Genomic DNA, 22,015 nt, shown 5'->3' with positions numbered 1-22,015 from the left:
CATGGGCGATCTCTCCTTCATCATCGCTGCCATCGCCGCCTTCGTGGCCGTGGCCGGCGTCGGGATTGCCTTTACCAGCGGCGGCAACAAGCGTCAGGCCCAGCGCGTGCAGATTGCCGTCGGCGCGCCCTTGCAGGCCGGCAGGCGCCAGACCAGTGCGCTCGACCAGACTGCGCAGAAAAAACGTCAGGTTCAGGAAACGCTGAAAGAGCTGGAAGAGCGCCAGAAGGCTGCGCGCAAACGGGCTCTCACCTTGCGTGCGAAGCTGGAGCAGGCAGGTGTCAGCTGGACACCGCAACATTTCTGGATTGCGTCAGCCGTAATCGGCGTTCTGGCGGCGTTTGTGGTCTTTGCAGCCGGCATGAACGTACTCATCACACTGTCCGCGGGCTTTGTTGCCGGGCTGGGCCTGCCTCGCTGGATCGTCGGGTTTCTGGTGGCCCGCCGCCAGAAGCAGTTTGTGAACAATTTCGCCGACGCCATCGATATCGTGGTGCGTGGTGTCAAATCCGGCCTGCCATTGAACGAGTGCCTGAAGATCATTGCGCGTGAAAGCCCCGAGCCGGTCCGCACCGAGTTTGAAAAGCTCAATGAGGGTATCGCGGTCGGCGTCGATCTCGATGAGGGTATGCGGCGCATGACCCAGCGCATGCCCGTCTCCGAACTCAATTTCTTTGCCATCGTGCTGGTCATTCAGGCGAAAACCGGCGGCAATCTGGCCGAAGCGCTGGGCAATCTTTCAGCCGTGCTGCGTGCCCGCAAGCTGATGGGCGAGAAGATTCAGGCCCTGTCGTCCGAGGCCAAGGCATCGGCCATGATCATCGGCGCGCTGCCTCCGCTCGTGCTGTGCATCGTGATGATTGTGGCGCCGGACTATATGGGCCTGATGTTCACCCATCCGCTCGGGCAGATGATGCTGCTCGGCGGGCTGGTGTGGATGGGCATCGGCATTTTCGTCATGCGCGGCATGATCAACTTCAAGCACTAGGCCGGTACGCGATGGTCACCCAGTTTGCCCAGTGGATCACGACGCCAGCCAATCTGTTTGGCCTGCTGGCCTTCTTTCTGGTGTTTGCCACAGTCATCACCGTGTCGGGCCCGGCCCTGGGCGGCAACAAGCTGGACAAGCGCATCAAGTCGGTTGCCAACCGGCGCGAGGAACTGCGCCGCAAATCACGCGAGGCGCTGGAACTTGAGGCGCGTGGCAGCGCCTTGCGAGGCAAGGATACGCGCTCCTTGTTCCGCAAGGTCGTCGAGAGCCTTAACCTCCAGACACTGCTGGAAGACCCCAATCTGAAAAGCAAGCTGATACAGGCTGGCATGCGCGGGCAGGGACCGGTCTTTGTCTTCTATTTTGCCCGCCTGATCGCGCCGATTGTCCTGTTTGCCCTGTCGCTGGCCTATCTCTTCGCGCTCAACGATTTCGGCCTGCCGACCATCCAGCGCCTTGCCATTGTGATGGGCATGACCCTGCTGGGCTATTATGCGCCGGGCATCTATCTCTCCAATGCGGCGCAGAAGCGGCGCGATTCCATCATGCGCGCCTTTCCCGATGCGCTGGATCTGCTGCTCATCTGCGTGGAAGCGGGTATGTCCATCGAGGCTGCCTTCCAGAAAGTGGCCGCAGAGGTTGGCACCAACTCGATCGAGCTGGCCGAGGAATTGTCGCTGACGACGGCGGAACTGGCCTATCTGCAGGATCGCCGGCAGGCCTACGAAAACCTTGCCATGCGCACCAACCATCCCGGCGTAAAAGGGGTATCGACGGCGCTCGTGCAGGCCGAGCGCTACGGCACACCTTTGGGTCAGGCGCTGCGCGTCATGGCCAAGGAAAACCGCGATATGCGCATGGCGTCGGCGGAGAAAAAAGCCGCCGCCCTGCCCGCCAAGCTGACCGTGCCGATGATCGTGTTCTTCCTTCCGGTCCTGTTCATCGTCATCCTTGGCCCGGCTATCATCTCCTTCCAGGAGATGTGAGCGCGCTTGACGCATCCGCAACATTGCGGTTACCCCTGTCGCCGGTGGTGCTTTCGCGAGAAAGCTAAGAGGGAACTCCGGTCAGGGGATTTATCTCCAAGTCCGGGACTGTGCCCGCAACTGTAGGCGGCGAGCCTTGATGTCATGAGCCACTGGGAGCGATCCCGGGAAGGCGGCATCAGACAAGGCGTTGACCCGCAAGTCAGGAGACCTGCCACCGCAGTCGCTTGTGCAGGACCGGGTCCAGTCCTTCGGCACACGGATTTACTCCGTCATAGCGGCAAACAGCCGGGCCGTTCGGGCCTGCGCATCGCGCTTCGCGGGTCTTCGCGAGGCGTGTAGCGCAGTTCCGGCAGCCTGAAACGTTTGTAGCGGGCCGGTTCGCCGTCCCGCATGGGCAGGGCGGGGCATTTGCCATGCGCGTGCGTGTATTGCTTATGGCGATTGCGGGGCTGCTGCTCACCGGCGGGGTTTCGGCCCAGCCGCAACGCATCGTCTCGCTGGATTATTGCGCTGACCAGTATGTGTTGGGGCTGGCTGAGCGCAGCCAGATCGCGGCGCTCTCCCCTGATGCGCGCGCAGATTATTCATCCCATGCCGCTATTGCCGAAGGCCTCCCGCAGGCGCGCCCGCTGGCCGAGGACATACTCGCTCAGCGGCCCGATATGGTAGTGCGCAGCTGGGGCGGTGATCCGCGCATCCTTGCCCTGTTTGAACGGCTGGATATCCCGGTCCACCAGATCAGCTACATCTCGGACTTTGACGATATCCGCCGCGAGACGCGCGGCGCAGCGTCGGCCTTTGGCCAGGCAGAGCGTGGTGATGCCGTGCTCGCGGCCATGGACGCGGCACTGGCCAGCGTGTCCGCCGCCAGCGCTACATCAGCGCTTTACGTCACGCCGGGCGGTGTCACGGCAGGGCAGGGCACGTTCATTGATGCGCTCTTGAGCGCGGCGGGACTGCGCAATGCAGCCGGTGAACAGACTGGCTGGGTCAGCATGCCGCTGGAAGCGGTGGCAACACAGATGCCCGCCATCTTCGTCACCGGGTTTGCCGGCAGTGCCACCGACCGCGTGGACCGCTGGAGCGCCAGCCGTCACCCCGTCATGCGCCGTGCCCTTAGCGCCCGCCCTGTGCTGGCGCTCGACACCGGCGTTATCGCCTGCACGACGTGGCTGGCAGGCGCAGAAGCGGCGCGCCTTCACGCATTTGCCCTGAGGCAGCAACCTCTTTCTGGCACAGGAGCGCAGCCATGATGCCAATCAGGGTCAATCTTGTGATGGCGGGCATGGCGCTTCTTGCCGTGCTGGCCGCTCTGGCCCCTGCCAATGGCTGGGCCGACATCGCATCGCTTGGCCAGTCCGGTGCAGAGGGTGATCTTGCCCGCATTCTGGTCCTGGAAATCCGCCTGCCGCGCATTCTGGCAGCCTTTGGCGTTGGTGCGGCGCTGGGCCTCGCTGGCGCGGCCCTGCAGGGGCTTTTGCGCAACCCGCTGGCCGATCCTGGCGTGCTGGGTGTGTCGGGTGCCTCCGCGCTTGGCGCCGTGATCGCGGTCTATTTCAACCTTGCGGCCTTGAGCGTCTGGGCGATGCCGGGCCTTGCAATCGTGATGGCGCTGGGGACGACCGTCCTGCTCTATGTGCTGGGTGCCAGCTCTGTCTCGACCACGCGGCTGATCCTTGTCGGTGTGGGCCTGTCGAGCCTTGCAGGCGCACTGATGGCGCTGCTCATGAACCTCGCGCCCAATCCGTTTTCGCTCTCCGACCTCATCAACTGGCTTCTGGGATCGGTTGCCAACCGCTCCTGGGCCGATATTGGCTTTGCTGCGCCCTTCTGGGTAACTGGTCTCGTTCTGGTGTTGATGGCCGGGCCGGGCCTACGCGCGCTGACGCTGGGCGAAGAAGGCGCGTCCGGGCTTGGTGCGAACGTGCCGCGCATACGCCTGCTCGTCATCACCGGCAGCGCGCTGCTGACCGGTGCCAGCGTGGCGGTGGCCGGAATTATCGGCTTTGTCGGCATTGTGGCGCCGCATGTGGTGCGGCCCTTTGTGCGCCATGATCCCGGTGATCTGTTGCTGCCATCGGCGCTGCTCGCCGGGACGGTGCTGGTGCTTGCCGACACGGCGGTGCGCGCCATGCCGTTCGCGATGGAGATGAAGCTTGGCGTCACGGCCGCGCTCATCGGTGCGCCGGCTTTCATCTGGATTGCGGCGCGGGCGCGGGGGATGGGCCAATGAGTGCGCGCCTCGACATTATCGCGGCCAGTGCGGGCCACGACGCGCGCACCGTGCTGAGTGACGTGACCTTCTGCGTGCAGCCGGGTGAACTCATCTGCCTTGTCGGACCCAATGGCGCCGGCAAATCGACCCTGCTGAAACTCGCCGCCGGGATCCTGCCCGCCCGGACGGGCGAAGTGCGCCTTGGCGGGCAGGACGTGTCAGCGATGTCCGCGCGCGAGCGCGCTTCCCACATGGCCTGGCTGGCGCAGGAGCGCGGTGCGGCTTGGGCCATGCGCGGCGTGGACATTGTCGCACTGGGCCGGTTTGCCCATGAGGGGCGGCCCTATGAGCGCCTGCCTGACGCCGCCCGCGAAAGTGTCAATGCAGCGATTGAACGGTGCGGGGCATCCGGCTTTGCAGACCGTCCGGTCGATACGCTGTCAGGCGGCGAGAAAGCGCGCATCCATCTGGCCCGCACGCTCGCAGCCGGTGCGCCGCTGCTGCTGCTCGACGAGCCGCTGAACGCGCTCGATCCGCGCCACCAGCTGGATGTCATGGCGTTGCTGCGCGCAGAGGCGGCAGGCGGCACCGCCATAATCCTCGCCTTGCATGATCTGGCGATGGCGCGCCGCCATGCGGCCCGCGTCATTGTGCTGGATGAAGGGCGCATCGTCGCCGATGGCCCGCCCGCAGCCGCTCTGAGCCCCACCATTCTTGCCAATGTTTTTGCCGTCCGGGAGGCCCCGGACGGGGGCTTCTCACCGGTCTGATTTCAACCAGGAGAAACTCTCATGTTTTCAGTCAGTATTCTTGCGCTATCGGCTGCTCTGGCCAGCGAGGCGGGCGATATTTCCGACATCGTCACCGTCACCGGCACGCGCGTGCCGGTGACCGCCGAACGTCTGGCGCTGCGCGTCGATACGCTGGACCGCGATACCATTGAAGTCGAAGGTCTGACCGATCTGGCCGGCGCCCTGTCGCGTTATCCGGGCTTTTCTGTCGTTCAGTCGGGCGGGATCGGGGCAACCACCTCGCTCTTCGCGCGCGGCACCAATGCCAAGCACACGCTGGTCCTGTTTGACGGCATTCGCGTGAACGACGCTTCCACCCCTTCGGGCCAGTTTGATGCGGGTCAGGATTCGCTGGGCGATCTGGACCGGGTGGAGATTGCGCGCGGGCCGCTCTCCTCGCTTTACGGGTCCGATGCGATTGGCGGCGTCATCAATCTCGTCCCGCGCCGGGGCGGGGATAGCGAATTCTCACCGTATCTCGATTTGTCGGCAGGCTCGTTCAACACGATACGTCTGCTGGCGGGCGCGTCTGGCACTACCGGCTTGCTTGAATACGGCCTCGGCGCGGAGCGCTATCAGAGCGATGGCTTTAACGCGACGCCCGCCCGCATGGCGCTGTCTGGCAATGAGCGCGATGGCGGGGAAATCACCACCATCACGGCCAACGCCGCCTACGATTTCGGCAATGGTTTCACCCTGTCCGGGATCGTCCGGCACCGGGAGTCTGCGAGCGATTTTGACACCTTTTCCGGCGGGCCGGGCTTCTCCCAGCGCGCGGATGATCCAGGTCTTGAAGTGTCCCGCAATGACCAGACCCTCTGGCGGGCCGGTCTTGGCTGGCAGAGCTCGGACGCCCGCCTGACCAGCGCGCTGCGCCTCGGTGAGGTGCGCAATGATCGGGAAAGCAGCGATGCCGGTGTCGTGACCGACACCTATGCCGCGCGCAGACGCTTCGTTGAATGGCTGAACACCTGGCAGCCGCAAGGGTTTGCAGCGCTGGAGCCGGTGGTGGCGTTCGGCGTGCAGGCCGAACGGGACTCCATCAACACGGCCACCGCGTGGGACAATCCGCTCTCGCGCTCTGAGAACAATTTGGGTGCCTATCTCAACATTCAGGCGCTGGCAGCGGACATGCTTGATCTGTCCGGTTCGCTGCGTGTCGATGATTTCGACGGATTTGGCACGCAGACCACCTGGTCGCTCGGTGCTGTGTGGAGTGTTCCGCAAACGCCGTTCCAGCTGTTTGCCCGCTATGCCACCGCCTTCAAGGCGCCGACCCTCTCAGAGCGGTTTGCCAGCTCGGCCTTCACCACGCCAAACCCGGATCTGCAGCCCGAAGAGGCTGAAAGCTGGGAAGTGGGCGCGCGTGCGAGCTTTTCACTGGAGGGCAGCCGCCAGGCCAGCGTGTCCATCAGCTATTTCGAGACTGATATCGATAATCTGATCGAGAACGTGTTCGATTTTGTCACTTTTACCGGCACCAACGAGAATGTGGGCCGGGCAGAGCTTTCAGGCGTCGAAGCCGCAGGCACGTTCGACCTGACGGCCAATCTGCAGCTTGATGTCGATTATGCCTATGTGGAGGCCACAAACGCCGTCAACGCTACGCCGCTTCTGCGCCGTCCGCGACATGCCTGGTCGGCGGGTCTCGTCTGGCGGCCGGTCGAGGCGCTGTCTCTGTCCGCGCGTTATCAGCGCACCGGCGCGCGGCGCGATGTGACCTATGACGATGACGGCTTCTATGTCAGCGGCAACGCGCCGGTGGCAGGCTATGAGCTGGTCAATGTTTCAGGCCAGTGGCGGTTCAGCGAACAGCTCAGCGCCTATGTCACCGTGACGAACGCGTTTGACACGGTCTATGAGCAACCTGCCGCCTTCGCCGGTGCGCCGCGCATGTTTATGGCGGGGGTTCGCGTCAGCTACTAGGTCTGAAACTAACCGTCATAGGGGCGCACGGACCGCACGGCCATCGCGTAGGCGGCATCCGCAAGGTCTGTTTCCACGCGTTGTATCTCCATGCGCCCCTCCACCCAGACAGGGTCCCACAACTGACTGAACCGGATCGGCTCTGCCGAGCGCAGATAGACGATCTGGTTCGGCGGGGGCGGGGGGTAGTGAATGCAGGCTCCGTGATAGGGCAGGAACAGAAACTCGCGCGCCTGCCCGCGCTCGGCATAGTCCAGCGGCAGGATATAGCCCGGCATGCGCACGATGAGGCCGTCAAGTTCATCGACGACGTTGAACGTGCCGATCTGTTCGTCCCGGCGTGTCTGGAACTGGCTCATCAGGGTAGGCGGCGCGGTGCCTTCCTCGAGTGCCAGCAGCATTTCCAGCTCCCCGTCAGGCAGGAGGTCGCGCCAGTTGAGAAGTTCGGCCTCGGCGGCCGGATCGACATGCAGGTCGCCTTGAACCTCTGCAACCGGCTGCCCGTCAGCACCGTTTCCGGCAGGCGAACAAGCGGCCAGCAGGGCGGCAGCCATCAGGGTTAGCGGCGTGATCTTGCGCATAAGGTAATGCTCCGGAAGGAAGTCTCGCTGCGAGGTTAACAGGCTGCACACCCCGTTTTAACGGCCTTTGACGCATAGTCGCTCCAGAACCGCAGAAAAAAGCGGCTGGAGGGTGTGATATGGGGTTTGCCGAGGCGCGCGCAATTGCGCGCGAGCAAGAGACTGCGCAGCGTGTACGTGAGGCAGCGCGTCTTCTGATAACCAGCAGCGCCAAGCAGGCTGTGCCGATGAATGTCATCGGCGCGGCAGGCATCGGGGCGATGCTCTACACATCAGTGCCACTGCCCTTGCTCGGCGCGTGGATAGGCGCGATGGTCGTCGCATCCGTGCTGCGCCTGCTCTCGATAAACCGTGCGCGCAAATCCGGTTCGGTGCCGACGCCCGGCCAGATGACCAGCTACATGATCTGCACCGGCTTTGTCGGCGCACTGTGGGGAGGGGCAGGCTTCCTGCTGCCTGCCGATGCGTCCATGGGTGCCGTGCTCGCAGTGGCGGTAATGATTTCGGGCATGTCGGCGGGTGCTGCCATGACATCGGCGGCAGAGCCGCGTGTCGTGCTGGCCTACAACGTGCCCTGCCTGTCGCTGGCGGCTCTGTGGTATGCCTCGTTTGGCAGCATTACAGGTTTCGTGCTGGCGGGCATGGCGCTGCTGTTCTTTACCGTCACAACGCGTCTGGCCGCGACATACCGCAAGAGTCTGGTCGAAACGGTTGAGGCCAATGCCGCTCTGGAGGAGGCCCGTAACGAGGCAGAGGCGCAGCGCGAGGCGCTGGCCCGTCTTGCTGAACGCCATGAAGCGGCTGCGGGCGCTGCCGAGGATGCCGCGCGTCACAAGGCGGCCATGCTGGCAAATATGAGCCATGAGCTTGGCGCGCCGCTCAATTCCATTCTCGCCCAGACGCAAATGCTGCAGGACGTGGCCCTGACGCCTGACGCCCGCCGCATGGTGGCGCGTATTGCAGAATCCGGCGACACGCTTGCCGAGCTGGTGTCGGAAATCCTGGATGTGTCGCGCATAGAGGCGGTCAGTTTTGAGCTGCGCCTTGATGATTTTCCCGCCGAGCGCCTGCGCGACCGCCTGGAGCGCTTTGGCGCCCAGCGTGCTGCGCCGAAAGGCCTCGATTTCCGGGTTGATCTGAATATCGATGAGAAGCTGCATCTGCGCGGCGATCAGGACCGGCTGGTGCACATGGCGGAGATATTTATCGCGAATGCCGTCCGCTTCACCGAGACGGGCGAGGTGCATGTCAGCTGCAGCGCGTCCGAGCCCGGCAATGACGGCACCAGCTGCCTGCGCATTGCGGTCAGTGACACGGGCCGCGGTGTGGGCGAGGCTCATCGTGCCGGCCTGTTTGACGTATTCGCCGAGGAAGCCGCCAAGCCGGGCACTGGCGGCGGTACCGGGCTGTCCCTGCACCTTGCCAAGCGCATTGCGTCAATGATGGGCGGCGAGGTGGGCTATACCCCCGGCGATCCGGGCTCTGTCTTCTGGTTCGAGGTGCCAGTGCGCACAGCCAGCCGCCCTGGCCGCACCGGCGACGAGCGCCTGGCCTTCGCCAACCGCCGGCTGCGCATGCTGGTATGTGAGGCCGATCCGGCCCGGCGCGCCGTCCTCTTGGGATATCTGAAATCCTTCAACTGCGTGGTCAGCTGTGCCAGCAGCGTGAGCGACATGATCGAGGGGCTTGGCGCGTCTGCCTATGATGCGATCATCCTCGGGCTGAACCTTGGCAGTATCGAACCGGAAGACGCTGTGCAGGACATCCGCATGCTGGCGTCCACGGCTTCGCTGACGCCAATTGTCCGTCTGGCGCCGGGCCTGCAGATTCCCGTCCAGCGTGCAGGCGGCGAGGTGCTGGTGCGCGCGCCGGTAACGTCCGAGCCGCTTCTGCAGGCGCTCGAAGAGGCACTGGTCGAGGATCCCTCCGCCATCGCGTATCTGCGCCGGACGGCTTAAGCGGTTTCCGACTCAACCCACTGAACGAAGCCAGCGGCGCTCAGACCGGGATCGGCCGGCAGAGCGAGGATGCAGGGTTCTTCATAAGGGTGAAGTTCAGTCAGGCGTGTGCGGGTCGCCCCCGCGCGCGCCTTTGAGGTCTTGAACAGCGCTACGGTTTCGGCCTCCGTTCGCACCTCCCCCTTCCAGCGGAACACAGACCGTCCGGCGGGGAAGATGTTCGCGCACGCGATCAGTCTTTCTGCCAGCAATGTCTGCGCGGCGGCCTCTGCGGCGGCGCCATCCGGCCAGGTTGTGTACAGCAGGACCACACTCTCGGCAGCCTCATCGGTGTGCATCGTCATGGCTGCCTCTCTTGCAGTCGGGGCCGTCTGCCCGGATATAGCGGATAGCACAGAGGTTAGATCATGGCTGTCCAAGCAAGCAAAGCGGCTGCACACGGCGCGAAAGGCGCGCTCGTCCTGTTCTCGGGCGGGCAGGATTCGGCTGTCTGCCTTGCCCATGCGCTGACGCATTATCCGCGCGTCGAGACGATCGGCTTTGACTACGGCCAGCGCCACCGCGTGGAGATGGAGGCCCGGCTGACCGTGCGCGAAGCGATGACCGCGCTGCAGCCGGAATGGGCCACAAGGCTCGGCGGCGATGTGACGGTGGACATTTCCGGCTATGGCCAGCTGGCCGAAAGCGCGCTGACTTCAGAGCGCGTGATCGAGATGGGTGAAAGTGGCCTGCCAACGAGCTTCGTGCCGGGCCGCAATCTTGTGTTTCTGGTCATGGCGGCAGCCCATGCCTGGCGGCGCGGGCTGGATGTGCTGGTGGGCGGCATGTGCCAGACCGACTATTCCGGCTATCCGGATTGCCGCGAAGATACGCTGAAAGCCCAGGAGCGCGCCCTGTCGCTGGGCCTGGATATGCCGGTGACGATCGATACGCCGCTCATGTTCCTGACCAAGGGTGAGACCTGGGAGCTGGCGCAGACGCTGGGCGGCAAACCGCTTGTCGATCTGATCGTGGAGCATTCCCACACCTGCTATATGGGCGACCGCGAGCATCGCCACGATTGGGGCTATGGCTGTGGCACCTGCCCGGCGTGCGAGCTGCGCGCGGCAGGCTGGAAGGAATGGGCAGGCGCATGAGCTATGCGGTCAAGGAAACCTTCCTGACGGTGCAGGGCGAAGGCGGGCAGGCGGGCCGCGTCGCCGTCTTCCTGCGCTTTGCCGGCTGCAATCTGTGGAGCGGGCTGGAGCGCGACCGGGCAAAAGCCGTCTGCCAGTTCTGCGATACCGATTTTGTCGGCACGGATGGTCCGGGCGGGGGTAAGTTCGCCAGCGCTGAAAGCCTCGCGGCCCATGTAAAAAGCTTCTGGCCGGGCGGCGGGAAGCCGCTGGTGGTGTGTACCGGCGGTGAGCCGCTGCTGCAGCTGGATGAGACGGCGATTGCGGCGCTGAAGGCTGAGGGCTTCGAGATCGCGGTGGAAACCAATGGCACTATCGAGGCACCTGAAGGCCTCGACTGGATCTGTGTCAGCCCGAAATCAACCGCGCCGCTAAAACAGCGTTCCGGTCACGAACTCAAACTGGTTTATCCGCAGGCCGACGCCATGCCCGACCTGTTTGAAAATCTCGATTTCGGCGCCTTCCGCCTGCAGCCCATGGACGGGCCGCACCAGATGGAGAACGCGAAAGCCGCGTTTGAATACTGCCTGACCCATCCGCAATGGAGTCTGTCGCTCCAGACCCATAAATGGATCGGGGTGGATTAGCTCTTTTAGTGATGCTCCGCACATCCGTGCGTCGCGCCTCGCATTGGCTCGGGCGCGCGGTCGCGCTTGCGGCGCTACGCGCCGGGTCCGGCTCTGCGCTTGGCCGGGAGTTCAAGCCGGTATGAGCTAGTCCCGCTCGCGGCGGCGGCGATTGCGCTCTTCTTCCTCATCGCTTGTCGTCACGGCATCGACCGCGCCCCCGGCGACACTGCCTGCAGCGCCAATAGTGGCACCGGCTGCCCCGACAACGGCGCCGGTCGCCGCCGCTGCCAGACATCCCGGCAGCATGAGAAGGCCAAGGCCTGCAACGAGCGCCAGCAGGCGGGGCGCGCAGCTTGTGGAGCGGGGCATGGAGCATCCTTTGGACTGGTCAGCCTTGATCCTGCCCCCAAATGGTTAGCGAAGTATGGTGTATTGCACAGGTGATCGCGCTATGGCCGCAAAGCCCAAAGCGGTGGGGATAATCGGGGAAGGCTGAAACCCCGGACGCGCTTTCCGCGCGATCCGGGGCCTCTCGCCGCTGTAACTGCGCCAGGTCCCGGCTCTCGCATTTGCTCGGCCGGGATTTCAGCGCGGGCGAACTACAGACTATCCACCATCACGACTTCGGACTCCTCCAGCGCGGTGATGGTGATGACCGGCTCATCCTTGATGGCCGCACCGTCACGCGCGTCGAGGGATACGCCATTGACCTCCAGTTTCCCGGTGGCCGGCACCAGATAGGCGTGACGGCCGTCGGCCAGCTTGTATTCGATGCTGTCACCGGCCTTCACGGTAGCGCCGAGGACGCGGGCCTGCGCACGGATCGGCAGGGCATCGTCATCGCCTTCCATGCCGGAAGCCAGCACGACCAGCTCGCCTGCGCGACTGTCTTTGGGAAACTCGCGCGCATTCCAGTACGGCTCACCGCCGCGCTGATCGGGCATGATCCAGATCTGGAATATGCGGGTGGTCTCGTCCTCGCGGTTATACTCCGCGTGACGGATGCCGGAGCCGGCGCTCATTACCTGCACATCACCGGCGACGGTGCGGCCCTGATTGCCAAGGCTGTCCATATGGGTGATGGCCCCGTCACGCACATAGGTGATGATCTCCATGTCCGAATGGGGATGCGGGTCAAAGCCCGTACCGGCGCGGATGGCATCGTCATTCCAGACCCGCAAGGCACCCCAGCCCATCCGGTTGGGATCATAATACTGGCCGAAGCTGAAATGGTGGCGGGCGTTTAGCCAGGTGTTGGAAAAGCCGCCAAGGCTGGAAAATTCGCGTTTCACGATCATGGCAAGACCTCCTTGTTGAGCCCTTGAACGTTGACCGGAAATGTAGGCAATCGGACGAGCGGCATAATCATGCCGAATGGCTGCTCAGTATTGCCGCGCTGGAAACGATCAGATCCGCTCCGTCACCTTGATGGCGATACGACAGCCGGTCTTGATCAGCGCGGACAGCAGGGGATAGCCCGGCGCATCGTGTGCGCCTTCATCCACGGCGAGATTCTTGTGGGCGACTTCTTCTTCCTGGTAGCGGGCAAAGTCCGCTGCCAGCTCGATCTCGCCCATGGCCTCAAGCTCTTTGACCTGCTCGCCATAATGGCCCTCGATAACGCTTTCCACGGCCTCTGTGCAGGCGTGGGCGGCCTTCTCGCCCATCAGGGCGGTGGCAACGCCAAGACCGAAGCCCGCGAGCCGCCAGACCGGGCTGAGCGCTGTCGGGCGCACGCCGCGCTCGGCGATATAGCGGTCAAAGGCATCCAGATGGGCCTGCTCGTCGGCTTCCATATGCTCCAGCTGGCGCGCAATGCGGGTCTTGGAGGGCAGGCGGCCAAACACGGCGCGCTGGCCGCGATAGATGTGCACCGCGCCATATTCGCCCGCATGGTCGATACGGATCATCCGTGCGATGGCGTCTGCATTGCGGGCGGGGCCGGGGCGGCGGATGGCCATTAGCGGGGCCTCCTCATGGCGTTGATCAGGACAAGAAACGAGATCGCGGCAAGGCCGAGCGATGCAATCGCGTTCCACCCCGCCATGGATACACCGAAGAGCGACCATACCACCTCGTTACACTGCGGGATGGTGCGCGCGCTATCGAACAGCGCCTCCATCTGGGCAAGGCTGACCGGCCCGCTGGAGACGCCCGCGCATGAGGGTGGCAGGTCCAGAATTCCGTACTCCACCAGCACGTGGTGGATCGCATGCCACGCGCTGACGAGGCTGAGCACACCGACTAGCCCCACGCCAAGGCGCGCTGACAAATCTGGCAGCGGCAGGGCGCGAAGCGCGAGAAACACCGTGATGCCTGCGCCCGCGATGGCGGCGTGCGCCCAGCGCTGGGTCACGCACATCGGGCAGGGTAGCAGCCCGCCGATATATTCAAACGCGAAGGCGCCCGCCAGCAAGGCAAGCGAAACACCCGCCGCGATCAGCGGCCAGTTTCGCGGCTCCAGCGCAATACGCAGCGGAGCGGGCAGGGGCGCAAACAGGCTCATGGCGTCACCTTATGCGCTTTGACGGGGACGGGCGAGAGGCAGAACTGCCGCAGGGCCGGTCAGGGCTTTGTGCGTGCCTGCCTGCGCCGCCAGATGACGATGGCGGCCAGTGCGGCAAGGCCGAGCACACCCAGCAGCATAATCGCCCACACACCTTCATCAAGCGCCCGGCGGAGCACATCGATCAGCAGCTCGATAAAGGCCGGGCCCAGGATGATCAGACCGCCATAGAGGATGATGATCCAGCCCGTTCCGATAATCACGCCGGCCAGCACCAGCAGCCCGTCACGATTGATGAGGCCAAGAGCGGCCAGCGCCAGCGCCACGCCGGGCGTGGAATTGGTCAGGGGCAGCGGCACCAGTATCGACAGGCAGAATAGGCAGAACATGGCGCCCGCAATCCGGTGAGCTATCGCGCCCGACAGAAAGGCCAGGCGCGGCGCGGCGAAATGCTCGATCCAGCCGAACCATTTCTTTGCGCCTTGGGCAGTTTTCACCAGATCCGCCTTGGACAGGCGCCGCGCCGCGAAGCGCCCGGGCAGCCACAAGATTTCGCGGCCCATCGCCAGCTGCGCACAGATGGCCAGCATGGGCAGGGCGACGATCTGGGGGATGCCATAGAGGAAAGGCATGCAGACCGGTACGGCCAGCACGAACAGCACAACACCGAAGGCCTGCTCGCCCAGCTGCTCTGTCAGCTCGCCCAGCGTCAGACCGTCTTCAGGCGCGTCGGCTGCAATGGTCTCCAGACGGGAGATCATGCCGGTGTCGTGCGCCGTGTTTTCCATCGGTAACGGCCTTCGGGGCGGGAGAAGCTGGAACAAGGAACGAAGCGCTGTTTGGCATGGCGGACGCATTGCGTCCAGCACAGGCCCTGCCTGCCCATTCCCTCTCGACGCTGGGGCCCGCCTCGCCTATTAGAACCCCGTTACCAGTCAGGCTGCGGGCGTGGCGGAATTGGTAGACGCAGCGGACTCAAAAGCTAAAATATGTCTAATTCGTGAGAAAAAATACCATTTAAAAACAATATCTTTTGACAAAATTTGCCTATCTCGCTACTCTTACACATGTGTTGCACATTCTTACACATTTTTCGAGCCTCAGGCTCGGAGGCAGCAGATGGCAGAAACGCACCAAATCCTCGGCGGCAAGGTCAACGTCTACCGGCGAGAGAACAGTAAATATTGGCAATGCTCGTCCTACATCGACGGCCGCAACTGGCGCGTCTCGACCAAGCATGACAGCCTCTCCCATGCCAAGGATTTTGCCGAAGACTGGTATCTTGAGCTGCGGGGCAAAGCCCGCGCTGGCCTGCTCAAAGGTGGCAAGAAATTCAAGGATGCCGCCGAACGGTTCCTGATCGAGTATCCGATCATCACCGAAGGCCAGCGGGCGGAAAGCTGGATCAGAGCCTACCAGATCAAAATCCGATCCATCATCCTGCCTTATCTCGGGAACAAGTATCTCTCGGAGATCAACGAGCAAACGATACAGGATTATCGTTTGCACCGTGCCCAGACCTGCAAGACCGGCAAGCCACCGGCTCGCAGCACTATCCATCAAGAAATCGTCGCTATCCGTCAGGTGCTCAAAACCGCCAAGCGGCATGGGTGGATTCAACATCTTCCCGATATGACCGTGCCTTATAAGTCCGCCGGAAAGATCACCCGGCGCGCTTGGTTTTCACCGGAGGAGTACAAGCGACTTTATGAAGCGACGCGGGAACGCGCCGCCAAACCCCGCAACAAGCGGTGGAAGCAGGAGAGCGAAAACCTGCACGACTATATCCTGTTCATGGTCAATACCGGCCTTCGCCCTGACGAGGCCGCCAACCTTGAACTCCGCGACGTGACCATCGTTGAAGATGCCTCTGGCAAGAAGCGGCTGGATATCGACGTGCGGGGAAAACGCGGTGTCGGCTATTGCAAGAGCATGCCCGGCGCGGTGGTGCCATTTGAGCGGACGGTGAAACGCAAAGGCCTGACCAAACCGACCGACCGGGTCTTTGGAAAGCCGCAGCGCGAGCTGCTCAATAACGTCCTGGAAGAGCTTGATCTGAAAGTGGACCGGGACGGCCAGCGGCGTACAGCTTACAGCCTGCGGCATACCTATATCTGTCTCCGGCTGATGGAAGGTGCGGACATTTACAACGTCGCCAAGAACTGCCGGACCAGCGTGGAGATGATTCAAAAATTCTACGCCAACCACATCAAGGATATGATCGACGCGGACGCCTTGAACGTCCAGCGACCGAAGAGAAAACCTAAAAAGCCTAGCAAATGAGAGGCTTAAAAACCACTTGTAGAAACAAGTGCTTGAGGCTATATTCCCAAGCATTGCCCCTGTGGTGGAATTGGTAGACGCGCCGCACTCAAAATGCGGTACCGCGAGGTGTGTCGGTTCGAGTCCGACCGGGGGCACCATTCCCTTTAAAACATGCTTATCGGCATTCCTGCCGATTGCGACCGTCCTGAAGGCTGAACGGCCTGTGACGGAGCACGCGAAGTGCGGACTGTACGGTTCCGCACGGTGGCTAGAAGATCCCTGCACAGGGATCAGCCATCGCTTTCAAGACAGGTGTGCGAGTGATCGCACTATAAGGCTTGGTTTGAAATACGTTGAAAAGACTAAGCTATACTATGCAAAATTCATAAAACTTAAACTGGACAATGGTTTAAAAATTTGGCAAAATAGAAAGTATGACTAAGGGTTTTGACAAAAAGCTAAACCGACTTCAGCGAGAGCTCCCAGAGGACCTTCTCGTTGATGCCGCATGGCTAGAAGCAAAAGGCTATTCGTCAGCCCTGCGAAGCCAATATGTTGGCTCAGGGTGGCTGCACAATCCCGCTCGGCGGGTTTACCGGCGTTCCCAGTCCTCATTGAGCTGGCAGCAAATTGTCGTCTCCCTGCAAACTCTGCTGGACTACCCCCTCGTTGTGGGCGGGCGCACGGCGCTCGAAGAGCAGGGGTATGGTCACTATCTCAGCAAAGCCGTCAGGGAAGTTTATCTCCATGGGGCAGTGCGACCGCCATCATGGTTAGGTAACCTGCCGATCAATGTTCAATTTCATTGGCGCAAGGCCCAGCGTCTGTTTCCAGACGACCCGCAGCCTCAACCAGATATCCATCACGAAACGCCAGGACAGGCACCCGCCAGCATGCCAGCCACTGTCATGCTTGATAGCGGTGGTTTGCGTGTAAGGGTTTCGAGCAAGGAACGGGCGCTCCTCGAAATGCTCGACGAAGTACCCAAGCACGAAACCTTCTATCAGGCAGATGCACTCATGGGCGGTCTCAGCGATCTTAGCCCGCGCCGGTTGCAGACTCTCTTGGAAGCCTGCGCCAATGTGAAGGTGAAGCGCCTCTTTTTCTTCTTTGCAGACCGTCACCAGCATGCGTGGCTCCCGAAGATTGACCAGTCCCGTATCGACCTCGGCTCGGGCAAACGAGCACTCGTGCAGGGCGGCAAGCTGGATCAGCGCTATCAGATAACCGTACCGGGAGACCTTGATGGCGTTGCGTGATCTCTACCAGCGTCAGGTGGCCCTCTTGGTGCGCATCCTGCCCTTCGTCGCACAGGAAAAGGCCTTCGCCCTCAAAGGAGGCACGGCCATCAATCTCTTTGTCCGGGATTTCCCGCGCCTGTCGGTTGATATCGACCTGACATATCTGCCCGTGCAGGACCGGCCAGCTTCGCTTGCGGATATTGACGCGGCCATGCTGCGAATAAGGACGCAGATTGAAGACGCCATAGCACGTGTGCGGGTCATGCCGTCACGCCTGTCTGGCGATGGCGTGGTGACCAAGCTCGTCGCCCGTGTCGATGATGTGCAGATCATCATCGAGGTCACGCCCGTCTTGCGCGGCACGGTCTACGATCCCGTCATCCTCAGCGTCGCTCCACAGGTGGAAGACCACTTTGGCTTTGCTGAGATGCAGGTGGTATCGCCTGCTGATCTCTATGCCGGAAAAATTGTTGCCGCCCTTGACCGCCAGCACCCGCGCGACCTTTTCGACGTCCGTGAGCTGCTGGCCAGTGAAGGTATCAGCGATGAGTTACGCCGCGCGTTCATCGTTTACGTGATTAGCCACCCCAGACCCATCGCCGAACTGCTTTCGCCCACGCGCAAGCCGTTGGAGGATGAATATCAACGCGGGTTTGTTGGGATGACCGATCAGCCGGTCAGCCTCGACGATCTTGTTGCGGCGCGCGAGGCCATGATCGCTGAACTCGTAAATGCGATGCCCGATCCGCACCGCCATTTTCTGATTGGCTTCAAACGGGGCGCGCCCGACTGGGCATTACTCGGATTGCCCGAGGCGCAGAACCTTCCCGCCGTATTGTGGAAGCAACACAATCTCGATCTGCTTCCAGCAGAAAAGCGCCGTGCTCTGGCAGATGCGCTTGAGAGCCTTCTATTGGGCTAAGGCGTTACGTGCCGCCAGCCTAAAACCCCGGCCCCTTGGGGCGGAATACCGGACGCTGGCGGACGGCTCTGGCCAGTGCTTCATCGATGAAGCGCAGGCTGATGGCCACGTGCGGGCAATCTTCGAGTCTGAGGCCGCTGGCGGCCAGATCGTTGAGGATCGCAACGCGCAAGGCGCGCAATTCCTGTTCGGTCAATCCATTGAGTTCCGATGGCGTGAATATCATGGACATGAGTGTTCTCCCTACTTGTCGAAGCCGCGACTGCCGCAGCCTTCATGCGCAGGATTGGAAACAGCGTGTTCGCCGGGCCGCACTCGCGCGCAACGCAGTGGAGAAGCCCTTTACGGGCTTGCGGCCCTGGCAGGCGAAGCGCTGTCAGCTTGCTCATGGAGAAGGTGAAGGCAGGCAGTGGCGATAGGGGAGATCAACGCTCCTATGCCCATCCATTCGACGCCGGGACAAAAGACAAGAGACCGTTAACTAAAGATTGACGCGCCCGCAGATGCGATGTTCGATCAGGGCGTGGTTGTAGACTTCAGGGGATAATCGCACGGGTAGCGTGATTGGCTGCTGTGTGAAACAGAGGGGCTCCACCATGGCGCAGTGGGAGTGGCTCGTTACCGAAGGGCACGTGCGGGCAGCCCGCTGGCGCAATATCGCACTGCCCGTGGCGATTGTAGGTGTTGCCGCCATTCTGGTCGGCACGTTCTTCTCAAATGCCTTGCCTTCCGCAGCTCTGTCCTCGCAGGTCGCTGACAGCAAGGCAGCCCATGTCAACGCGCAGCGCGCCAATATCATCGCCTTTGTGCGGCGCATTGACCGCCCGCCCGAGATCCCTGAAAACCCCGAGGCGCTTCCGGCTCTTGCCGACGGCTCAGCCCGCTTCGCCGAGGTGCTCACTACGCTCAACGAGTCTGGACGCCTGCCACGCGAGATCGAGACCGTGAACCGCGAAGCCTTCTGGGAAGGCCGCTGGCAGGCCGGGACGATCTATGGCCTACGCCAAGACCGCACGATCCTGATCGGCCAGCTCGTTAATCTGGCTTGGCCAGACCCAGATGCAGAGACGCCACCGGAGCCGATTGTGCTCCGGCAGATCACACTGTTACGGCGCGGCGTGGACCGGGAGTGGCGCGCCTATTGTCTGGCCATGCCGGACGGTCCGCCTTGTGGCCGCGCAGAGATTTATCCGCTGGATATTCCGCGCACCATGCACGGCTTGATGCCGCGTTCAGCCCGTCGCGGGGAGGGTGGCACATGATGGAGATGGTTCCTGTCCTCTTGATGGGGCTTTCATGGCTGGTGCTGATTGTGGTGCTGCTGGTGCCGGTCACACGGCGCTTCATCGTGCGCCTCTTGAACATCATTCCGGCCATCATCCTGTTTGTGGTGGGGCTCGCGGCTCTGCCGCTGTGGAAACCCATCCACTGGCTCATCAGCCATATCGGCGTGTTGTCGGGAATGGTCGCTTATCTGGCGCGCTCCGCTGAGCGGCTTGGCACACGCAAGCGAGGCTTGGCCTCGGGCGACCGGCTCGCCTTCGCAAAGGAAGCCTGGCCGGAGGATCGCTTTGCTTTTCTCTATAGCGATGAACTGCCCGAAGATATCCGCCGACCTCTCTGGGAGGATGGCAAGCTCACCGGCGGTCACAGCATTAGCTGGATGGCCGACCGGCATTTCAGCGAAGAGCTGACGCAGGCGGCAGGCCGTTTCGGTTTGACTGCCGCGCTGATCGCGCTTGTGGTCCAAGCGGTGATCTTTGCCGTCATGGCGATGACGGGAACACAGGACGCCGCTGATGCGCGCGTGCTGCACGAGGCCTTTCCGGGCGAGGAGCCCGTCTATGTCTCTGACTGGGCTGTCTGGCATGTGGTGCTGGCTGAAACCGCCGCCAGCTCCGCCTTGGATTTCGCTGCTCTGGTGGTGACCCTGATATCATCGCTGCTGGTGGCGCTAGGTGTTGGTCTGCTGGTCACCTTGGCGATGGTCGAGCATTGGCGCGCCGAAGCCTCAGCGCCCTATGAGACGATCTCGAAGGATGCGCATGTGCGCTGGCCCTATCGGGCCGAGGCGCGGGCGCTCGCGCATACTGGCTATCTGCGCCAGTTTCATCATGCGACGGGCTATCTGAAGGACTCGCCGCTCTTCAAGGTGGGCGAGGCCACCGGCACGCTGCGGGTGCGCGGCGACCTCACAGCGCCCATCACCGGGCAATCCATCTGCCTTGACCGGGAGTCGCTGTTCCAGCACCTGCTGGTTTTCGGCGGGACGGGCGATGGCAAGACCACCGCTATCCTCAAACCCCTCATGGCGCAGGTGCTCGCCGCGCCGAAATTTGGGGCTTACATCACCGACGCCAAAGGCGTGCTGTGGCGCGATGCCGAACAGATCGCGGAGTCTCTCGGGCGCAGCGGCGATATCGTGAAGATCGGCACGGCCACCGGTGAGCTTGGTGTGAACATAACCGGCAAGCTCGATCCCAATCAGATCGCCGGTGTGCTGCGCTCTGTCCTGACCCAGATCGGCGGGGGGCGCAGTGACAGTTTCTGGCCCGACATGGCCGCGAATGTGATGCGCCATGTCCTGACCATCGGGCGCGCCTATGCCGCCACGCCCGAAGGCAAGAAGGAAGCAAAATATCTCAACCCCTATAGTCTCTGGTGGGCCTATCAGGCCGTGCTCGACGAGAAACGCCTGAATGACGCGATCACGGTCGTGACCCGCGAAATCAGCGCGCACCACGACAAGGTCGGGAAGGCGGCCAAAGCCCTCGACCGCGAGGCGTTCGAGGACGCCGAAGAAAGCGCCCGGATCATCTATTCAACCGATGTTCTGGCCAGCCGCAATTATCTCACGACCGCATGGACGGAGATGGCCGAGAGAACCAAGTCCGGCATCGTCGCCAATATCTCCCAGCTGATGGACGGCTTCGCCGGAGCCACAGTCTTGCGCGAGCGTTTTATCTGCGGCCTTGATGACAGGACCGCCAGCCTCTACGCCCCGCTCAATGGCAAGATCGCGCTTGTCACCCTCAACACCATGGACGACGGCCTTCCAGCCCGTCTGGTGGCGGTGCTCCTGAAGACCGTGCTTTATCGCGAGGCCCGCTTGCGCGAGGCCGCGTTCAAACGCTCTGGCGACAACCCGCAGGACAAGCCCTGCCTCGTCATCATGGACGAGGTGCAGGAGCTGGCCACCGTTGACCCGGCCTCTGGCCTCTCTGATGCGACCTTCTGGAATGTTGCGCGCTCGACCGGCCTTGCCGGTGTCTTCGCCACCCAGACCATCGCGGCTCTGGTCCAGTCCATGGGCGAGGCCGCCGCTGACAATTTCATTCAGCAGGCGCGCAGCAAGGTCTTTCTGCGCACCGAGGATGAAGCGACGGTTTCTTACGCGTGCTGGCTGGCGGGCGAGTTCGAGCGCAACCGTGTCTTCGGTGATGGCCAGTGGGAGAGTCTCGACCAGCGCAAGCTCGTCAGCGGCTGGTCGCCCTTCGAGCCGATTGACGATACCGCCCCGCCGGCAGTGACCGGCGGGCCTTGGGCGTTCTTTCAGGTGGCGCGCAGCTATCTCGGGCGCTCCGGTATTGGCGTGGCCGAAGGGCAGCCCGCTTACGCTGTAGATGAGCGCTTTATACCCGAGGCCAAAGCCGAGGATCAGTCCGCCCAGCTCGCCGCACTCAGTGCGCGCCAGCAGGCGGCCTGGCGGCAGGAGGACAGGGAGCGCAGTTATCGCACCGAAGGCAATGCGTCCGCTCCCGCATTGACCCCGGCCGATTTTATCGCGATGGGGCGTTTTCACGCCTACGCTCACGTGCAGCGCGCAGGGCTCGCACGGGGCGATCTGATGACACTTGATCCGATGTTCTGAGAGAGTACCATGCCA

The 22,015-nt window shown here is 62.6% G+C and carries 22 protein-coding genes, 1 tRNA gene and 1 riboswitch; of the genes, 15 read left to right on the top strand and 8 right to left on the bottom strand.

Annotation, left to right across the window (positions count from 1 at the left end; translation table 11 throughout):
* Window position 1: 1 nt before the first annotated feature.
* The 6 genes from ACTIGC_RS13100 to ACTIGC_RS13075 all read left to right on the top strand — a co-directional run bounded on the left by ACTIGC_RS13100 (window position 2) and on the right by ACTIGC_RS13075 (window position 6,912).
* Window positions 2-988, top strand: coding sequence for a type II secretion system F family protein (locus ACTIGC_RS13100; protein WP_127565835.1), 987 nt, complete (start codon window positions 2-4; stop codon window positions 986-988).
* Window positions 989-999: 11 nt separating this feature from the next.
* Window positions 1,000-1,977 carry a type II secretion system F family protein gene (locus ACTIGC_RS13095; protein ID WP_439634835.1) on the top strand — a complete coding sequence of 326 codons (978 nt, stop codon included), beginning with the start codon at window positions 1,000-1,002 and terminating at the stop codon, window positions 1,975-1,977.
* Window positions 1,978-2,005: 28 nt separating this feature from the next.
* Window positions 2,006-2,210: riboswitch (cobalamin riboswitch) on the top strand.
* A gap of 183 nt (window positions 2,211-2,393) precedes the next feature.
* Entirely contained in the window at window positions 2,394-3,233 is an 840-nt protein-coding gene (locus ACTIGC_RS13090; RefSeq protein WP_439634834.1) for an ABC transporter substrate-binding protein, read from the top strand.
* Window positions 3,230-4,213 (top strand): FecCD family ABC transporter permease, encoded by a 984-nt coding sequence (locus ACTIGC_RS13085; protein WP_439634833.1) that lies wholly within the window; start codon window positions 3,230-3,232, stop codon window positions 4,211-4,213. Before ACTIGC_RS13090 ends, ACTIGC_RS13085 begins: the two co-directional genes overlap by 4 nt.
* Window positions 4,210-4,965: an ABC transporter ATP-binding protein gene (locus ACTIGC_RS13080; protein ID WP_439634832.1), complete on the top strand. Its 756-nt coding sequence runs from the start codon at window positions 4,210-4,212 to the stop codon at window positions 4,963-4,965. Before ACTIGC_RS13085 ends, ACTIGC_RS13080 begins: the two co-directional genes overlap by 4 nt.
* Window positions 4,966-4,986: 21 nt before the next feature.
* Window positions 4,987-6,912: a TonB-dependent receptor domain-containing protein gene (locus tag ACTIGC_RS13075; RefSeq protein ID WP_439634831.1), complete on the top strand. Its 1,926-nt coding sequence runs from the start codon at window positions 4,987-4,989 to the stop codon at window positions 6,910-6,912.
* An 8-nt stretch (window positions 6,913-6,920) separates the two neighbouring features.
* Here ACTIGC_RS13075 and ACTIGC_RS13070 read toward each other — a convergent pair whose 3' ends face one another.
* Window positions 6,921-7,493 (bottom strand): DUF3299 domain-containing protein, encoded by a 573-nt coding sequence (locus tag ACTIGC_RS13070; protein WP_439634830.1) that lies wholly within the window; start codon window positions 7,491-7,493, stop codon window positions 6,921-6,923.
* A 119-nt stretch (window positions 7,494-7,612) separates the two neighbouring features.
* Between ACTIGC_RS13070 and ACTIGC_RS13065 the strand changes: the two genes are divergently transcribed.
* Window positions 7,613-9,451 (top strand): ATP-binding protein, encoded by a 1,839-nt coding sequence (locus tag ACTIGC_RS13065; RefSeq protein WP_439634829.1) that lies wholly within the window; start codon window positions 7,613-7,615, stop codon window positions 9,449-9,451.
* On the opposite strand, the gene cutA is transcribed toward ACTIGC_RS13065, so the two are convergent.
* Complete coding sequence (gene cutA, locus ACTIGC_RS13060; RefSeq protein ID WP_439634828.1) at window positions 9,448-9,795, bottom strand: divalent-cation tolerance protein CutA; 348 nt, start codon at window positions 9,793-9,795, stop codon at window positions 9,448-9,450. The two genes, ACTIGC_RS13065 and cutA, sit on opposite strands and share 4 nt — an antisense overlap.
* Before the next feature lie 63 nt (window positions 9,796-9,858).
* Here cutA and queC point away from each other — a divergent pair, with 63 nt between their 5' ends.
* A complete protein-coding gene (queC, locus tag ACTIGC_RS13055) occupies window positions 9,859-10,587 on the top strand; it encodes a 7-cyano-7-deazaguanine synthase QueC (RefSeq protein ID WP_439634827.1) in 729 nt (242 codons plus the stop codon).
* On the top strand, window positions 10,584-11,213 hold the full coding sequence (queE, locus tag ACTIGC_RS13050; protein WP_439634826.1) for a 7-carboxy-7-deazaguanine synthase: 630 nt from the start codon (window positions 10,584-10,586) through the stop codon (window positions 11,211-11,213). The genes queC and queE overlap by 4 nt, the downstream gene beginning before the upstream one ends.
* Window positions 11,214-11,339: 126 nt before the next feature.
* Here the strand turns inward: queE and ACTIGC_RS13045 are convergent, their stop codons facing one another.
* The 5 genes from ACTIGC_RS13045 to ACTIGC_RS13025 form a co-directional block, all read right to left on the bottom strand.
* Window positions 11,340-11,564 carry a hypothetical protein gene (locus tag ACTIGC_RS13045; protein ID WP_439634825.1) on the bottom strand — a complete coding sequence of 75 codons (225 nt, stop codon included), beginning with the start codon at window positions 11,562-11,564 and terminating at the stop codon, window positions 11,340-11,342.
* A gap of 230 nt (window positions 11,565-11,794) precedes the next feature.
* The gene (locus ACTIGC_RS13040; protein ID WP_439634824.1) at window positions 11,795-12,493 is read right to left on the bottom strand and encodes a pirin family protein; all 699 of its coding nucleotides are present in this window, start codon (window positions 12,491-12,493) and stop codon (window positions 11,795-11,797) included.
* Window positions 12,494-12,601: 108 nt separating this feature from the next.
* Window positions 12,602-13,156: a demethoxyubiquinone hydroxylase family protein gene (locus ACTIGC_RS13035; RefSeq protein WP_439634823.1), complete on the bottom strand. Its 555-nt coding sequence runs from the start codon at window positions 13,154-13,156 to the stop codon at window positions 12,602-12,604.
* On the bottom strand, window positions 13,156-13,701 hold the full coding sequence (locus ACTIGC_RS13030; RefSeq protein ID WP_439634822.1) for a disulfide bond formation protein B: 546 nt from the start codon (window positions 13,699-13,701) through the stop codon (window positions 13,156-13,158). Before ACTIGC_RS13030 ends, ACTIGC_RS13035 begins: the two co-directional genes overlap by 1 nt.
* A 59-nt stretch (window positions 13,702-13,760) precedes the next feature.
* Entirely contained in the window at window positions 13,761-14,489 is a 729-nt protein-coding gene (locus ACTIGC_RS13025) for an exopolysaccharide biosynthesis protein (protein ID WP_439634821.1), read from the bottom strand.
* A gap of 331 nt (window positions 14,490-14,820) precedes the next feature.
* Here ACTIGC_RS13025 and ACTIGC_RS13020 point away from each other — a divergent pair, with 331 nt between their 5' ends.
* The 4 genes from ACTIGC_RS13020 (at window position 14,821) to ACTIGC_RS13005 (ending at window position 18,129) form a co-directional block, all read left to right on the top strand.
* A complete protein-coding gene (locus ACTIGC_RS13020) occupies window positions 14,821-15,984 on the top strand; it encodes a tyrosine-type recombinase/integrase (protein ID WP_439634820.1) in 1,164 nt (387 codons plus the stop codon).
* Between the two features lie 55 nt (window positions 15,985-16,039).
* Window positions 16,040-16,124 (top strand) — tRNA-Leu (locus ACTIGC_RS13015).
* A 276-nt stretch (window positions 16,125-16,400) separates the two neighbouring features.
* The gene (locus ACTIGC_RS13010) at window positions 16,401-17,225 is read left to right on the top strand and encodes a type IV toxin-antitoxin system AbiEi family antitoxin domain-containing protein (RefSeq protein ID WP_439634819.1); all 825 of its coding nucleotides are present in this window, start codon (window positions 16,401-16,403) and stop codon (window positions 17,223-17,225) included.
* Complete coding sequence (locus tag ACTIGC_RS13005) at window positions 17,212-18,129, top strand: nucleotidyl transferase AbiEii/AbiGii toxin family protein (protein ID WP_439634818.1); 918 nt, start codon at window positions 17,212-17,214, stop codon at window positions 18,127-18,129. The genes ACTIGC_RS13010 and ACTIGC_RS13005 overlap by 14 nt, the downstream gene beginning before the upstream one ends.
* 19 nt (window positions 18,130-18,148) lie before the next feature.
* On the opposite strand, the gene ACTIGC_RS13000 is transcribed toward ACTIGC_RS13005, so the two are convergent.
* On the bottom strand, window positions 18,149-18,361 hold the full coding sequence (locus tag ACTIGC_RS13000; RefSeq protein ID WP_439634817.1) for a hypothetical protein: 213 nt from the start codon (window positions 18,359-18,361) through the stop codon (window positions 18,149-18,151).
* 364 nt (window positions 18,362-18,725) lie between these two features.
* On the opposite strand from ACTIGC_RS13000, the gene ACTIGC_RS12995 reads away from it, so the two are divergent.
* Complete coding sequence (locus ACTIGC_RS12995; RefSeq protein ID WP_439634816.1) at window positions 18,726-19,391, top strand: hypothetical protein; 666 nt, start codon at window positions 18,726-18,728, stop codon at window positions 19,389-19,391.
* Window positions 19,388-22,000 (top strand): type IV secretion system DNA-binding domain-containing protein, encoded by a 2,613-nt coding sequence (locus ACTIGC_RS12990; protein ID WP_439634815.1) that lies wholly within the window; start codon window positions 19,388-19,390, stop codon window positions 21,998-22,000. Before ACTIGC_RS12995 ends, ACTIGC_RS12990 begins: the two co-directional genes overlap by 4 nt.
* Window positions 22,001-22,015 lie beyond the last annotated feature (15 nt).

It is taken from the genome of Glycocaulis sp. (genome assembly GCF_051859565.1).
In the GTDB taxonomy this organism is placed as follows: Bacteria; Pseudomonadota; Alphaproteobacteria; order Caulobacterales; family Maricaulaceae; genus Glycocaulis.
The sequence above is the reverse complement of the archived record's forward strand: the minus strand, read 5'-3'. Positions and strand labels throughout refer to the sequence as shown.